Below are 13,268 nucleotides of genomic sequence, written 5' to 3' on the forward strand. Positions count from 1 at the left end.
GGGAGAACGGGGACTGGGAGAACGGGGGGCTTTTCGTCAACTCTCGGCCGGCACGGCCTTCGGCTTGCCCTCGCCGTCCAGCGCCACCATGATGAAATCGGCGTGCGTCACCTTTTCCATCAGGTCGGAAAGATAGCGCTGCGCCCAGGCCTCGACCTTCAGCGTCATCGAGGTACGGCCGACGCGTTCGACATGGGTGTAGATGCACAGCGTGTCGCCGATCTTCATCGGCTTGGCGAAGGACATCTCCTTGACCGCCGCCGTCACCACGCGGCCCCTGGCCCGCTCGGCGGCACGGATGCCGCAGGCAAGGTCCATCTGCGCCATCACCCAGCCGCCGAAAATGTCGCCGGCCGCATTGGCATCCGAAGGCATGGCGAGCGTGCGCAGCGTCAGGTCTCCGATCGGCCGTCCGTCCGCGTAGTGCACCATGCGAGAAATCCCCTGAGGTCGATGGCTCGAGATCGATTGCCCTCGATCCCGTAGCGTCACGGCGCGAACGCGTCAACGCGCCATCGGCGGCCGGTCGACGCACACCGTATTTGCAGCCCGCCTGACCGCTAGAAATAGCGCGCGAGGTTCGCCCGGATGCGGTCGAGAACCGTGGCGCCGGAAACGTCGGGAATGAACACCTTGCCTGTGATCGCCTCATAGGCCTGCGCATAGATGTGAGAAGCCTGTTCGACGATCTCGTCCGGAATCGTCGGGATCGGGTCCTTGTAGGGATCGCAGCGCGCCGCCACCCAGGAGCGGATGAAATCCTTGTCGAAGCTGTCCGGCCGGGTGCCGCTGGCCAGGGCCTGTTCGTAGCTCGCCGCGATCCAGTACCGGCTGCTGTCGGGCGTGTGGATTTCGTCGGCCAGGATAATGTTGCCGTTCTTGTCGGTGCCGAATTCGTACTTCGTGTCGGCGAGGATCAGGCCGCGCTCGGCCGCGCGTGCCTGGCCGCGGGCGAACAGCCGCAAGGCGTAATCCGAGACAGCGTCCCATTGCGCCTGGGTGAGCAGGCCCTGCCCGATGATCTCGGCCCGCGACAGCGGCTCGTCATGGGCGCCATCCGCGGCCTTGCTGGTTGGCGTGATCACCGGCTCGGCCAACTTCTCATTGTCGCGCAGGCCGTCCGGCAGCCGCATTCCATACATGTCGCGTTCGCCACGCTTGTAGCGGGTCAGGATCGAGGTGCTGGTGGTTCCCGCCAGATAACCGCGCACGACGATCTCGACCGGCAGGATGTCGAGCCTTGTGCCGACGACGACGTTCGGGTCGGGGTATTCGAGCACATGGTTCGGGCAGATATCGGCGGTTTCCTCGAACCAGTAGCGTGCCGTCTGGGTGAGGATCTCGCCCTTGAACGGGATCGAGGTCAGGATGATGTCGAACGCGCTGAGACGGTCGGTGGCGATAATGATGCGCCGCCCGTCCGCGAGGTCGTAGTTTTCGCGGACCTTGCCCTTGTAGTGGCCCGGCAGCTCGGGAATGAAGGCATCCGACAGGGTCCGCATATGATTTCCTGCCTTCCGCAGAGTGGCCAGAACAAACGAATGCCCTCGCATAAGCTGTCGACCCCATGCATATCAAGCGCGATTGTCGGGATTCCCCGCAACTCGACCCGGCATCCCAGTCGCATTTTTCACAACGCATGCCGGAAGGCGCGGCGACGCGGCGAACCCGTCGCGTCTAGGCTGCGGCCAGTTTTCCGGAGCCGCCCATTTCCATCATGCAGACTTTTGACTTCATCATCGTCGGCTCCGGCTCGGCTGGCTCGGTGCTCGCCGACAAACTCTCGGCCTCGGGCCGTTTCTCGGTGCTGGTGCTGGAGGCCGGCGGCACGGACCGCCGCTTCTACGTGCAGATGCCGCTCGGCTACGGCAAGACCTTCTTCGATCCCGCCGTCAACTGGAACTACAAGACCGAGGCTGATCCCGGCCTTGGCGGCAATGTCGACCACTGGCCGCGCGGCAAGCTGCTCGGCGGGTCGAGCTCGATCAACGCCATGGTCTGGATCCGCGGCGCGCGCGAGGATTTCGACGACTGGCGCGCCGCCGGCAATCCCGGCTGGGGTTATGACGATTTGCTGCCCGCCTTCAAGGCGCTCGAGGACAATGAGGCGGGCGCCGATAGGTGGCGCGGCACCGGTGGCCCCCTGCACATCAGCAACACGGCCAACGCCGTCCACCCGCTGACCAAGCGCTATCTCGCCGCTGGCCAGCAGGCCGGCCTGCCGCTCAACCCTGATTTCAATGGTGCTGCCCAGGAAGGCGTCGGCACCTACCAGATCTCGACCAGGAACGGCCGCCGCATGTCCGCCGCCCGCGCCTTCCTGCGCCCGGCCATGAAGCGCGCAAACGTCCGCGTCGAGACCAACGCCCTGGCGACTCGCATCCTGTTCGAGGGCAAGCGCGCCGTCGGCGTCGAATATCTGCAGAACGGTCAGACGAAGACGGCTCGCGCCGGCCGCGAAGTCATCCTGTCCGCCGGCTCGATCAACTCGCCGCAGCTCATGCAGCTCTCAGGCATCGGTCCGGCGGCTTTGCTCAAGGGGCTGGGCATCCCGGTCGTCCATGCCAACGAGAATGTCGGCGCCAATCTGCAGGACCATGTCGGCATCAACTACACCTTCAAGGGCAATGTGCCGACACTGAACCAGATCCTGCGCCCGTGGTGGGGCAAGCTGCTGGTCGGCATGCAGTACATCCTGACCCGCTCCGGTCCGCTGTCGCTGTCGATGAACCATGGCGGCGGCTTCTTCCGCACCGACCCGGCATTTACGCGCCCCAACATGCAGCTTTATTTCCAGGCGTTCTCGACCGTCATCCCGAAGAGCGGCGAGCGGCCGATCCTGACGCCCGACCCCTGGCCGGGCTTCTCCATCGGCCTGTCCAACTGCCGTCCGTCTAGCCGGGGCGAGATCATGATCCGCTCCAGCAATCCGCTGGAATATCCAAGGATCGTCGCCAACGCCTATTCCACCAATGCCGACGTCGAGGAGATGCTGGCGGCGGTGAAGTTCGTGCGCAAGATCGCCTCGATGCCGGCCATGGCGGAAATCATTCGGGAAGAGGTCCTGCCCGGCCCGTCGATCCAGTCCGACGCCGACCTGATCACGGATTTCAGGAAACGCTCCGGCACCGTCTATCATCCGGTTTCGACCTGCCGCATGGGGCCTGATCCCTCGCGCTCCGTCGTCGATCCGCGCCTGAAGGTGCACGGGCTCGAAAGCCTGCGCGTCATCGACGCCTCGATCTTTCCCGACAACATCACCGGCAACACCAACGCCGCCTCGGTCATGACCGGATGGAAAGGCGCCGAACTGGTTCTGGAGGACCAAAAATGAAGATCACCGACGTCAAGACCTGGGTTGTCGGCAACCCGCCGCCCGGCATCGGCGGCAAGTATTTCATCTTCGTCAAGCTGACCACCGACGGCGGCGTGGTCGGCTATGGCGAGGCCTACAACGCCACCTTCTCCGCCCATGTCACCGCCAAGCTGGTCGAGGACATGGCCGAACGCTATCTGATCGGCCACGATCCGCACGACATCGAGAACTTCTTCCGCCGCGCCTATTCCTCCGGCTTCACCCAGCGTCCCGACGTGACCGGCATGGGCTGTTTCTCGGCACTCGAAATGGCCTGCTGGGACATCGTCGGCAAGGAAGCCGGCAAGCCGGTCTACAAGCTGCTCGGCGGCCAGGTGCATGAGACGCTGCGCTCCTACACCTATCTCTACCCGCACACCGGCAGCGTCCATTCCGAGGACGCGCCGGACGGCAGGAACGTCTACAACGATCCCGAAATGGCGGCCGCCTGCGCGCTCGAATATGTCGAGCAGGGGTTCAATGCCGTCAAGCTCGACCCGGCCGGTCCCTACACCGCCTTCGACGGCCATCAGCCGCGCCTGCTCGACATCGACGTCTCCACCCGCATGGTCAAGGCGATCCGCGAGGCGGTGGGAAACCGAGCCGACATCCTCTTCGGCACGCACGGTCAATTCACCGCTTCCGGCGCGCTGCGCATGGCCCGCGCCATCGAGCCCTATGATCCCCTGTGGTTCGAGGAGCCGGTGCCGCCCGACATGCCGGAGGTTATGGCCCAAGTTGCCCGCGCGACCTCGATCCCGATCGCCACCGGCGAACGGCTGACGACCAAGTTCGAATTCGCCCGCGTCATCGAGAACCGCGCCGCGACCATCCTGCAGCCGGATCTTGGCCGCTCCGGCGGCATTCTCGAAACCAAGAAGATCGCCGCCATGGCCGAGGCCTATCACATCCAGGTCGCGCCGCACTGCTATTGCGGACCGATCGTCGGTGCCGCCAACATTCAGCTGGCGGTGACACTGCCCAACTTCCTCATCCTGGAATCGCTGAAGCAGTGGGACGGTTTCCACGCCACGCTGCTGAAGGAGAAGATCGAGTGGCAGGACGGCAATGTCATCCCGTCGAAGGAACCGGGGCTGGGCGTCGAGCTCAATGAGGCGGTGTGCGAGGCGCATCCCTATACCGGCAAGGACCTGCATCTGCAGATGATGCAGACGCCGCTGATGCCGTGAGCGAAAGCTACGCCTTCATCGGCCTCGGCCATCTCGGCGGCAACCTTGCCGCCAGCCTGATCCGCAACGGCTTTGCGGTCACGGTCTTCGACCGCGACCCGGCGGCGGTCGAGCGCCTCGTTGCGCTCGGCGCCACCGCCGCGAGCAGTCCCGCGGAAGCGGCCGCCCGCGCCGGCAACGCCATCTCTTGCCTGCCGTCGCCAAAGGTCAGCGAAGCAGTGCTGGCCGGCCCAGGCGGGCTGCTCGAAGGCCTGCCTGCGGGCGGGACCTGGATCGAGATGTCGACCAATGGCCGCGACGAGATCGTGCGGCTTGCCGCCCTCGCCTCGGCCAGGGGCGTCGACACACTGGAGTGCCCGGTCACCGGCGGCGTGCATCTGGCGGCGGTTGGAAAAATCACCGCACTGGTCGGCGGCGACGCCGCGCTCTACGAACGCCATCGCGCGGCGATCGAGGCGATGTGCGCGCGCTCCTTCCTGATGGGACCGATCGGCTCGGCGGCGGTGATCAAGGTCATCACCAACATGCTGGCCTTCATCCATCTCGTCGCCGCCGGCGAAGCGCTGATGCTGGCCAAGCAGGGCGGGCTCGACCTTGCCCAATCCTATCACGCCATCGTTGCCTCCTCCGGCAACAGCTTCGTCCATGAGACCGAAAGCCAGCTCGTCCTCAACGGCTCCTACGACATCGGCTTCACCATGGACCTGGCGCTGAAGGACCTTGGCTTCGCGCTGGGCATGGCCGAACAATCCGGCGTGCCGCTCGACCTCGCCACGCGCGTCAACGCGATTTTTGAGCAAGGCAAGGCGGCTTATGGCGGCGGTGCCTGGTCGACCCAGATCGTCAAATTGCTTGAGGATGCCGTCGGTACCGACCTGCGCGCGCCGGGTTTCCCGGCCAAATTGGAAATCTGACCAGCAGCCAGAAAACCAAGCGATTTCAACAGCTTGAATCGATAGCCGGATTCAGGTTCGAAAACACTTGAATCAATCTGGCAACGCCTTGACTCAATATCTGAGCGTCAGCGCTCCGGGCAGGATCTCGAAGGTTGCCGGTATGCGCCCGGGCGACTCGCCGTCTATGTCGACCAATGCGCCGTTCTCTGCCCCATCACCCAGCGGTTCGACAACCACTTTCTTGCCGCGCAGGATCGTGATTGCCGGGTGGTTGCGATGCCGGCCGCCATAGAGCAGCCTGATATCCCAGATCAGCTTCAGCTTGCCCGCCGCGCGCAGGATGACGATGTCGAACTCTCCGTCGGTCAGTTCGGCATCGGGCGCGATCATCATGCCGCCGCCGAAGAACCTGCCGTTGGCCACCGCCACCAGCGCCATGCGTGCTTCGACAGGTGTGCCGTCGTCGACCGTGATCCGGACATCCTGGAAGCGGTAGCGGATGAACTCGACCACGGTGCGCCACAGGAACAGCGTCTTGGCCGACATCTTGCCCTTGCGCTTGTCGGCATTGACGGCGCGGTCGGTAGCGCCTGACAGACCAAGGCTGGCGATGTTGATGAAGTGGCGGCTCGCCAGCGCCCCGTGATCGTCGATGTAGCAGATGCGGCCGGCATCGACGGCCCTGGCCTTCGCCTCCGCGATCCGCTTCAGGGTCGCGTCCACCGCCTTCGGCAGACCGAGCCCGCGCGCGAAATCGATACCGGTGCCGCATGGCAGAAGGCCGAGTTCGGTCGTCCTGCCGCTCTCCTGGAATGCCTGCAGCAATCCATCGGCCACCTCGCTTGCCGTGCCGTCGCCGCCGGCAGCGATCACCAGGTCAAAGCCACTTGCCGCGAGGTCGATCGCCAGGCGTTCGGCGTCGCCCTCGGCCTGCGTCTCGCGCAGCTCGAAATCGCCAAAATGCTTTTTCAGCGAGGCAGCAACGTCAGGCCAATGCCGCTTCAGCCAGCCGCCACCGGCAATCGGATTGAGAACCACCCCGACCTTCAATGCGTATCCTCCCCCGGACGGCGCCTTGCAGGCGGCACCCGATCCTTTGCCGGCATTGAAACCCGCCCCCGCCGGCGGAGCAAGGGGCGCTGTCGTTGCGAGCGTTGAAAAGCGGGCAGGCTGTCTAAGGCAGCCAGCGCCGGAATTCCGGGCTTGTGGCAAACGGTCCCCGATAATCCCGCTATCCACAGGCCCTTGGCCATTTCCCGAGACCCTTACCCGGCGTACGTTAAACCCATCTCAGGCGGCTACCGATCGCCAAGCCGAAAGGCGGAAGTGAAAGGCGGATTTCCTGAGGCCCGTACGGCCCGAAGCGAGAGCAGGCTTGCCTGTTTTGAGGGACGGTAGCCGAGACCTACGGGGCCGCGGAAAGCGTGCCAACGCCGACGGCGGACCGATGCTGCCATGAAGGACGGCAAGAACCTTCGATGGCACGCAGGGCAAGGCCTGCAAGGGCCAAGACCGGCGTGGTCTGGAACGGACGCTGCCTTCGGGTAGTGGCTGGCAGGACCGTCAAAATCAAGGCCGGCATGGCGCGACGACTTTACGGAAGTTGCTGCCGCGACCGCGTCCTGATCTGACAGGGAGGCGCTGGGAGAAATCCCGGCGCCGACTGTCTTTGAGGTCTATTCCCACAATTTTTACGGTGTTTTCGGCTGGGGCTGCAACCGGCGGCAAAATCGGCTAACGTTCGATGTCGTCAGAGTCCGTTTGAAAACGAGCTCGTAGAAGGGGGAGACTTCATGACGCTCATCCAGAAGCTTGCCGTTGGCTATGCCTTCCTATTCTTCGCCGTCGTTGCCATCGGCTACATACCGGCGTTCAACGATGCCAACGGCAATCTGTTCGGCCTGTTTTCGCTGCAATGGTATGACGACCTGCTGCACGCCTTCTCCGGTGTCTGGGCGCTGGCCGCTGCCTTCATCTCGCATCGCCAGGCGGTGTTCTATTTCAAGCTGTTCGGCTCGGTCTATCTGTTCGACGGCGTGCTCGGACTGATCACCGGTTCCGGCTGCCTCGATGCCGGCATCTTCATCAACGGCTTCCGCTCCCTCAACGACATCGAATTCCCCGCCCGCTTCTTCGCCAACCTGCCGCATATCGTCATTGGCGGCTTCGCCGTCTATGTCGGCTTCTGGCTGTCGAAGCGCATACACGACCACTTCGCCACGGCCTGACCGGCCATGTTCGTGTTCCGCTGGCTGAAGCGCCTCATCAAGACGATCCTCTGGCTGATCGTCATCGTCATCCTGATCCCGGTCGCGGGGCTCGCCTACGGCTTCCTGACCACCCCGTCGCTCGACAAGACGCCGCTTCCCGGCATCGCCGATGGCGCGCCACCCAAGGCGCTGGCCGACAAGGTCCGCGCTGAGATCCCCGGCTACCAGCGGCCGGAGGAATCGACCTTCCTCACCTATCCGGAATGGGCGATCGTCTACGCCGCGCGCGAATATGCCGGCTTCGTCGCCAAGGACCAGCCGAGCGGCTTTCCCTACTGGTCCTATGTCGGCCGCTTCTGGCAGGACTACGCCACGGTGATCCGCGCCAGTTCTCCCTACAAGTTCAACTACGCCAACCACCAGATGCTGGTCATCATCGGCACCAGCCACTCGATCGAGCATATCCTGCAATGGGCCTATGAGAACACGGTCGGCCGCATCACCGAGGCGACATCGGCCAAGCGCACCGCCGCCGACATCTATCAGGCCAAGGTGGCGGCCGAATACGCAGGCTTTCTCGACCAGATGCCGTGGTACCAATTCCCCTATGGCGAGAAACGCGCCGGCCTGTTTGCCGTGCAGCCGGCGCCAGGAGACAGCTCCGTACGCACCAGCGAGCGCAAGCTCGCCTTCGGTCTCGCCGACACCATCAAGCAGGGCTATGCCGACCTGATAAAGCAGGCGCTCGCCGCGACCTCCGACCCGGCCTTCCTCGACATCCATGTCTGGGCCAAGGGATCGGTCGGCGAGGCCACCCGCAACGAGCCCGACACCTTGCTGGAACGCGACATGGGAGCCGACGGCACCGTCTTCGTCACCAAGCGCTATCAGGTCTTCACCGACATGATCCCGCGGCTGATCGACAAGGGCGTCTCTTTCGTCGAGATCGGCGGCAATGACGAGATCATGGTCACGATGCTCTCGACCGACGCGATCACCGTTCCCGAAGGCATGCGCATCCTGTTCAGCTATCCGCTTCCGGCCGATCCCTCGACGCGCCGCACTGGCATGGTCGTTGCCGTGCGCAAGCTGCACCTGGTGCTGCCGTCGCTGATGAAGGCCGGCGCCAGGCTCGAACACGTCTACGACTACTGAGGCGACAGCCCAATGCATGTCGCCCAAAAGTGACCTCGGTTTTGGGAGAACGACATGCATAAAAACAAAGATCTAAAGCGCGTCGCATGAATCCGTTTCAACGCGACGTGCTTTAGCCATGCGTCGACTGATCCGGATTGTCGGCTGGCTCGCACTCACGCTGGTCGTGCTGATCGTTGTCGCGCCCATCGGCTTTCGCGGCGCCGCGGCCTTGCGCGAAACACGGTCACCACAGGAGGCCGCTCCGCCGGGAGCCCTGTTCGCGACCGTCGGCGGGCTGAAGATGCACTATCAGGTCTGGGGCTCGCAGGACGGGCCACCGCTGCTTCTGTTCCACGGGACGGTCTCCTGGGCCGAAACCTACCGCGATATCGCCGCTCCGCTGGGCGAACAGGGCTTTCGCGTGATCGCCGTCGATATGCCGCCCTTCGGCTATTCGGAAAGACCGGCCAACCAGGACTATTCACGCGCCGCCCACGCAAAGCGCGTCCTCGGCTTCGCCGACGCGCTCGGCCTTCGCCATTTCAGCGTCGGCGTCCACTCCTATGGTGGCGGCGGTGTGATCGAGGCCGCTTTCTCGGCCCCGGATCGCATCGACGCGCTGATCGTGCTCGACGTGGCGCTTGGTCTCGGCCAGACCGAGGCGCCGGCCTTGCCGTTCGCATCCCTGCTCGACAGGGACTGGCCGCGCCAGCTCCTGACCGCCTCGACCTTCACCAATCCGTTCATGACCGGATTCGGTTTGCGCCAGTTTATCGAGAATGACGATCTCGTCACGGCGGAGCGCATTGCGATCTACAAGCGCCCGTTGAACGTCGAGGGCACCACCAATGCCGTTGGCCACTGGCTGTTCAGCGGCCTCTACAATGACGAGCGGAAATCGCTTGCCGCCAATCGGGCGAATTATCGCGCCTTCATGCCGCCGGTTCTCGTCATATGGGGGCGAGATGATACGACCACGCCCCTCGCACAGGGCCAGGAGATCGCCTCGCTGTTTCCACATGCCGAGCTGGCCGTTCTCGATGGCGTCAACCACATACCGCAGGTCGAGCGCCCGCAAGACGTGGTGCGGCTGATCGCCAATTTTCTCAAACGGGCCTTGCCGGCAGCCCAATAGACACGCGCCGCCATGCTCATTCCACAATCGCGGCCAAATCCCGCCTTGTTCGCGCGCGATGGAGGGTGCAAGCCGCCTGAAAGCCCGGCATGCACCTGAAATGGGCGCCCGGGCGGGCATCTCGAAGGGACAAGACCGTGATCAAGACCGCCCTTGTCGCCATGACCATTGTCGGCTGCGACTGCGACGCCAAATTGTGCGAATATATCGGCGAGACGCCCGCCAAATGGTCGACCATCGCCGAATGCGAAGCCGCGATGAAGAGCCAGATCCTGCACGAGCGCAACTTCGACTATCCGCTGGTCTCCGGCATCTGCCGCGCCAAGGGTTCGTCGTCGTCCTCGCATCTGGCCGCGATTGCATCCCAGCCGGAACTGAAGCCGGCCAGCAGGGTCGTCAGGACAGAAAGCCCGCTGCCGCCGGAACTGAGCCACCGGCCAAGCGTCCCGGTCGGCTCGCCGACAACGGCGGTCGAAGCGGACGCTGCTCGGCCTGTCGCCTATGAACAGGTGGTCGATGGCGGAACCGGTGTGCTCTACCGCACCAAGAACGGCTATGCCGTGGTCAAGACCGATCTCGGCCGCGCGGCTTCCGCGACCGCCGACGCGGCAAAGCGTTCCGTGAACTGGCTGGCCGGCCTGGTGCCGACGGGACTGTAGCCCCCTACATCTTCAGCTTCAGGCTCTCCCAGAACTTGTCGATCAGTGGCTGTTCGGTGGCCGCATCCTCGCCGGCGACGCGCGTGATGAACAAGAGCCCCTGATCGGCGAGGCCGTAGCCGACGATCTCGAAATGAGCGGTATCGGTGCGCGTCTTCACCTCGGCGCGGATGCCGGTCAGTTCCTTGCCGTCGGCAAGCTTGCGCGTCGTCGGCTGTTGCGTCAGCTCCGCACCGGCCTGCACCGATTCCCTCGTCATCTCCTGCAGCATCAGCTGGTTGAGCGACACCGGGTTCATCTTGCCGTATTCCTGCACCACGACGATCGTGCCCAGCGCCGAGGCCATCAGATATTGCGTGATGTTTTCGCCCAGATCGGTCTTGGTCACCGAAATGCCGCTTGGATGGACGAAGGAGAAACTGTCGCCGGAAAAGGTGGCGAAGTCGTTGCGCTCGAGCGTCACCTTGCTCTGCTTGCCGCCTGGCAGCGTAATGGTCGTGCTCTCACCGGGATCGATATCGACCGCCACGCCGTCGATGGTCAGCCTGAACGCCTTGAGATCCTCGGCCCCTGCCGGTCCAGCGCACAGCGCGATAAGAGTGAGGGCTGCCGCTGATACCATACGCATTGATTGTTCTCCTGCTCTATTCCTGAGCAGTTCCCCAGGGAAGCGCTTCACACTTTTCCTGGAACTGCTTCCTGCGCCACCCCGCTCAGCGCCTTGATGGCACGGTAGAAGGTCGAGGAAAACAGTTCCGTAGGGTCATGTTGCCGCTTCGCCGCCAGGAAGGCCGGCAGTTCGGGATAGGAGGCCAGCAACTCCCTGGCCGTGTAATGCAGCTGGTAGGGCAGGAAGAAGCGCCCGCCATGCTTGATCGTCACATCGATCAGCGCCCGTGTCAGCGCCCGCATCCTGGCATTGCCGTCGGCATCGGTGGGCTGGTTGATGTAGAGCACCAGCGAATAGGCGGGCTCCGGCGCGTAGGTCAGCGCCACATCCTCCTTGTGGACGATGCGCACCGAGGCATTGAGCACCGGCAGTTGCTGGTTGCGCAGGATCTCACGCGCTTCGCTGATGAACCCGACATAGGCAGCGCGTGGAATAAAATATTCGTGCAGGATGTCGGTTTCGTCAGCCAGATCGTTGAACAGATACGGCACCGAATCGTGCATCGGATTGTTGCGGGTGACGAAGCAGGCCTCGCCTTGCGCCATGGCGGAGGTGCGCGCCACCGTGCAGCTTTCGAACTTCGGCTCCAGCGTCTTTTCGGTGAACCACTTCAGCTCCTGGAACACGCTGCCCCATTTCGCCAGATTGATGATCACCCGCTTCAGTCCGACGCCCTCCGGCTCGCCGATTTCAGGCTGATCGGTCGGCGGCTGGTCAGCCACCTTGTCGTAGCGATAGACGATCATGTCCTCGAGGAAATTGCCCGGTGCCGTCGACAAGTGGCCGTAGAACAGGCCGATATCCTTGTTCGGCTCCAACACCTCGGCGAAGAATTTCGGGAAATCGTCGGATTTGATCATTTCGCGCGAGGTGCGGTAGACGGCGTTGTCGACGATATCGAGCGTCGCCTCCAGCACCACGCCGAACAGGCCGTAACCGCCGACGACATGGCGGAACAGGTCCGTATTCTCGCTCGGCGAGCACGTGGACACCGACCTATCGGCCAACATCACCCGCATCGAGCGGATCGAGCCGGCCACTGAGCCCGCCTGATGGTCCATGCCATGCGCGTTGACCGACAGCGAGCCGCCGACCGAAAAGATGTCGGTCGATTGCATCGCCTTCACCGCGAAGCGCGGATGCAGCAGGTTCTGGATGTCATGCCAGCGCGCGCCCGGCTGCAAGGTCATGGTCCTGGCCGCGGCGTCGACGGTGACCTTGTTGAATTTCCTGAGGTCTAGCACCAGGGCGTTGTCGTCGAAGGCATGCCCGCCCATCGAATGACGGATGGCGGCCAGCGATACTTTCAGCCCGTTGGCGCGTGCGAAGGCCAACGCCTTGGCGATATGATCTTCCTCGCTGACCTCGACCACGCCATAGACCGGCGTCCGCGACAGGCCGCTGGCATCATTGATATCGCCGCCCCTGGCCGACCAGGGCAGCGAGGGGTCATAGGCTGGCGGACTGGCGATCGGCTTCAGCGGCAGGGCAATGCCGTCGATATCGGCGATGCGTCCGGCATTCTTCGGCCCGGAAGGCCCGCGCGCCAGCCGCGCCATGGTGGTGCCACCCCACAGCACCGCGCCGCCGACCACCGCCGCGCCGAGCACCAGCCGACGCGACAGGCGAAACCCTTTATGTTCGTCAGCCATGCGGATCCCCCATTGCCCAAGGGATAGCGCGGCTCTTTGGCGAAAACCATAGGGGCGCCGGGCAGAGCCATGGCGCCAGTTCGGCATCAGGGTGGCTGATGTTGCGATATCACAGGGCTAGTCTCGCACGTTGCGCTGCCCTCATCCGCCTGCTGGCACCTCTCCCTGTTTACGGCAGGGCTATCGGATATGGATTCTTTCGAAGAGGGACCCCCACCCTAACCCTCCCCACAAGGGGGAGGGAACGCTGCCGCGCGCCCTGACATCTTCCTGATCAAGCCTCGGTAACTTCCTGAAATCAGCGCTTACAGAGTCCCCCTCCCCCTTGTGGGGAGGGGTTAGGGGTGGGGGTACGTGCCGGGCA

12 protein-coding genes are annotated in these 13,268 nt (G+C 63.8%); 7 read left to right on the forward strand and 5 right to left on the reverse strand.

Features of this window, described 5'->3' with window-relative positions:
* Positions 1-36: 36 nt before the first annotated feature.
* Together FJ977_RS24525 and FJ977_RS24530 are read right to left on the reverse strand one after the other, a co-directional pair.
* Complete coding sequence (locus FJ977_RS24525) at positions 37-432, reverse strand: acyl-CoA thioesterase (protein ID WP_140774704.1); 396 nt, start codon at positions 430-432, stop codon at positions 37-39.
* 128 nt (positions 433-560) lie between these two features.
* Positions 561-1,502 (reverse strand): phosphoribosylaminoimidazolesuccinocarboxamide synthase, encoded by a 942-nt coding sequence (locus FJ977_RS24530; protein WP_140774705.1) that lies wholly within the window; start codon positions 1,500-1,502, stop codon positions 561-563.
* Positions 1,503-1,717: 215 nt separating this feature from the next.
* Between FJ977_RS24530 and FJ977_RS24535 the strand changes: the two genes are divergently transcribed.
* From FJ977_RS24535 to FJ977_RS24545, 3 genes are read left to right on the forward strand one after another with little or no spacing between them, the layout of a single operon-like run.
* Positions 1,718-3,334 (forward strand): GMC family oxidoreductase N-terminal domain-containing protein, encoded by a 1,617-nt coding sequence (locus FJ977_RS24535; RefSeq protein ID WP_140774706.1) that lies wholly within the window; start codon positions 1,718-1,720, stop codon positions 3,332-3,334.
* Positions 3,331-4,545 carry a mandelate racemase/muconate lactonizing enzyme family protein gene (locus FJ977_RS24540; RefSeq protein WP_140774707.1) on the forward strand — a complete coding sequence of 405 codons (1,215 nt, stop codon included), beginning with the start codon at positions 3,331-3,333 and terminating at the stop codon, positions 4,543-4,545. The genes FJ977_RS24535 and FJ977_RS24540 overlap by 4 nt, the downstream gene beginning before the upstream one ends.
* On the forward strand, positions 4,542-5,459 hold the full coding sequence (locus FJ977_RS24545; protein WP_140774708.1) for an NAD(P)-dependent oxidoreductase: 918 nt from the start codon (positions 4,542-4,544) through the stop codon (positions 5,457-5,459). The genes FJ977_RS24540 and FJ977_RS24545 overlap by 4 nt, the downstream gene beginning before the upstream one ends.
* 93 nt (positions 5,460-5,552) lie before the next feature.
* Here the strand turns inward: FJ977_RS24545 and FJ977_RS24550 are convergent, their stop codons facing one another.
* Positions 5,553-6,491 (reverse strand): diacylglycerol kinase family protein, encoded by a 939-nt coding sequence (locus FJ977_RS24550; protein ID WP_140774709.1) that lies wholly within the window; start codon positions 6,489-6,491, stop codon positions 5,553-5,555.
* Positions 6,492-7,234: 743 nt separating this feature from the next.
* On the opposite strand from FJ977_RS24550, the gene FJ977_RS24555 reads away from it, so the two are divergent.
* The 4 genes from FJ977_RS24555 (at position 7,235) to FJ977_RS24575 (ending at position 10,582) form a co-directional block, all read left to right on the forward strand.
* A complete protein-coding gene (locus FJ977_RS24555; protein WP_056578846.1) occupies positions 7,235-7,669 on the forward strand; it encodes a hypothetical protein in 435 nt (144 codons plus the stop codon).
* Positions 7,670-7,675: 6 nt separating this feature from the next.
* Positions 7,676-8,806 (forward strand): hypothetical protein, encoded by a 1,131-nt coding sequence (locus tag FJ977_RS24560; protein ID WP_140774710.1) that lies wholly within the window; start codon positions 7,676-7,678, stop codon positions 8,804-8,806.
* Between the two features lie 118 nt (positions 8,807-8,924).
* Positions 8,925-9,923, forward strand: coding sequence for an alpha/beta hydrolase (locus tag FJ977_RS24570; RefSeq protein WP_140774711.1), 999 nt, complete (start codon positions 8,925-8,927; stop codon positions 9,921-9,923).
* Positions 9,924-10,060: 137 nt separating this feature from the next.
* The gene (locus FJ977_RS24575; protein WP_140774712.1) at positions 10,061-10,582 is read left to right on the forward strand and encodes a hypothetical protein; all 522 of its coding nucleotides are present in this window, start codon (positions 10,061-10,063) and stop codon (positions 10,580-10,582) included.
* Between the two features lie 4 nt (positions 10,583-10,586).
* On the opposite strand, the gene FJ977_RS24580 is transcribed toward FJ977_RS24575, so the two are convergent.
* A complete protein-coding gene (locus FJ977_RS24580; RefSeq protein ID WP_140774713.1) occupies positions 10,587-11,210 on the reverse strand; it encodes a hypothetical protein in 624 nt (207 codons plus the stop codon).
* A 47-nt stretch (positions 11,211-11,257) separates the two neighbouring features.
* A complete protein-coding gene (locus tag FJ977_RS24585; protein ID WP_140774714.1) occupies positions 11,258-12,904 on the reverse strand; it encodes an FAD-binding oxidoreductase in 1,647 nt (548 codons plus the stop codon).
* Positions 12,905-13,268 lie beyond the last annotated feature (364 nt).

Source organism: Mesorhizobium sp. B2-1-3A, assembly GCF_006442655.1.
Classification (GTDB): Bacteria; Pseudomonadota; Alphaproteobacteria; order Rhizobiales; family Rhizobiaceae; genus Mesorhizobium.

Bases quoted from the DNA above. Each gene is read 5' to 3' on its own strand.
- FJ977_RS24530 (WP_140774705.1), bottom strand. From the start codon at position 1,502: ATGCGGACCCTGTCGGATGCCTTCATTCCCGAGCTGCCGGGCCACTAC.
- FJ977_RS24585 (WP_140774714.1), bottom strand. From the start codon at position 12,904: ATGGCTGACGAACATAAAGGGTTTCGCCTGTCGCGTCGGCTGGTGCTC.
- FJ977_RS24560 (WP_140774710.1), top strand. From the start codon at position 7,676: ATGTTCGTGTTCCGCTGGCTGAAGCGCCTCATCAAGACGATCCTCTGG.
- FJ977_RS24580 (WP_140774713.1), bottom strand. From the start codon at position 11,210: ATGCGTATGGTATCAGCGGCAGCCCTCACTCTTATCGCGCTGTGCGCT.
- FJ977_RS24570 (WP_140774711.1), top strand. From the start codon at position 8,925: ATGCGTCGACTGATCCGGATTGTCGGCTGGCTCGCACTCACGCTGGTC.
- FJ977_RS24525 (WP_140774704.1), bottom strand. From the start codon at position 432: ATGGTGCACTACGCGGACGGACGGCCGATCGGAGACCTGACGCTGCGC.
- FJ977_RS24535 (WP_140774706.1), top strand. From the start codon at position 1,718: ATGCAGACTTTTGACTTCATCATCGTCGGCTCCGGCTCGGCTGGCTCG.
- FJ977_RS24555 (WP_056578846.1), top strand. From the start codon at position 7,235: ATGACGCTCATCCAGAAGCTTGCCGTTGGCTATGCCTTCCTATTCTTC.
- FJ977_RS24540 (WP_140774707.1), top strand. From the start codon at position 3,331: ATGAAGATCACCGACGTCAAGACCTGGGTTGTCGGCAACCCGCCGCCC.